This window comes from uncultured Candidatus Kuenenia sp., from assembly GCF_900696675.1.
Lineage (GTDB): Bacteria > Planctomycetota > Brocadiia > Brocadiales > Brocadiaceae > Kuenenia > Kuenenia stuttgartiensis_A.
The window spans coordinates 1-1,371 of sequence record NZ_CAADGZ010000283.1 but is presented as its reverse complement, the minus strand read 5'-3'; the positions used below and the strand labels follow the sequence as shown (position 1 = coordinate 1,371).

Below are 1,371 nucleotides of genomic sequence, written 5' to 3'. Positions count from 1 at the left end.
AGCCCATGACAGAGATTGTAGCGCTTTTACAAAGCATAGCGCCAGTGATTTCAACAACCGTCCTGCGGCAGTTGAGTCAGGCGGTGTACGGCATGTTGATTAGCAACGGACGGATCACGATGTTGGAACTATCGCGTTGGACAGAGAAAGGTGGAAGTTACCGAACGATTCAACGCTTGTATCACACGCCGATGGTATGGTTGCAAATCCAATGGATGCTGTTCATTAGTCTGTTACGTCGAACCGATCGCGAGTACATAGCGGCAGGCGATGAGGTGGTACTTGGCAAGGCAGGCAGGGCGACGTATGGATTGGGGCGTTTTTTCTCCAGTCTGCAAAACCGAGCGATACCTGGCTTGTCGTTCTTTGTCTTTTCGTTGCTTGACGTCCAGGAACGGCAATCGTATCCCATTCAAGTCGTGCAAATGATCAAGGAGCCGAAGCAAGCGAAAAAGAAGAAGAAAGAAAAAGAAACTCAAGCGAACAAGCGTCCGCTGGGACGCCCGAAAGGCAGCAAAAACAAAAAAAAGCAAGCGCCCATCTTGAGCGCGGAATTATTGCAGATTCAGCCGATCTTGCAGGCATTTCTGGCAGTTTTGAAGGGTGTTTTGACGGTGCGCTACCTGGTGATGGACGGTCATTTTGGAAATTATCCGAGCGCCTGGATGGTGTTGCAGGCAGGTTTGCAACTGATTTCCAAATTTCGTTCAGATGCCGCCCTCTATGAACCCTTCTCAGGCAAGTATAGCGGACATGGTCCTCGCTCGAAATATGGAGACAAGGTCAATGTTTGCAAGATGAAAAAGAAATACTTGAAAGCGGATGACGTCGAAGCGGGCATTCGCACCCAGATCTACCAAGCCGCGCTGCTCAACCGCGAGTTTGCCTCCCCGATCAACGTTGTGGTCATTTTGAAAACCAACCTTTCAACCAAAAAACAAGCGCATGTGATTTTGTTCAGCTCCGATTTAGAATTGTCTTACGAGAAACTGTATGATTACTACACCTTGCGCTTTCAGATCGAATTCAACTTCCGCGACGCCAAGCAATATTGGGGACTGGATGATTTTATGAATGTGAAACAAACTGCTGTTGCCAACGCCGCCAATCTCTCGTTCTTCATGGTCAACTTCAGTTCCATCCTTCTGCGGCAATATCGAAAGAACAATCCAGTGTTCAGTATCTTGGACTTGAAATCCCACTACCGTGGCTGTCGATATGTCGCCGAGACAATAAAATTGCTTCCGCGAAAACCTGAAGGCATTTTATTGACTGAGATTTTTCAGCAAATTGCCCGATTAGGCATGGTTCATCCCGCTTTTGAACCAGTTTCTACCGCCTAATTGGCGAAGGTATTGGCTATAAGGATAT

1 protein-coding gene is annotated in these 1,371 nt (G+C 47.6%); it reads left to right on the top strand.

All coding sequences use genetic code 11. The annotated features are described in order from the left end of the window. Positions 1–5: 5 nt before the first annotated feature. Positions 6–1,343 (top strand): transposase, encoded by a 1,338-nt coding sequence (locus QZT26_RS17665; protein WP_295104069.1) that lies wholly within the window; start codon positions 6–8, stop codon positions 1,341–1,343. Positions 1,344–1,371 lie beyond the last annotated feature (28 nt).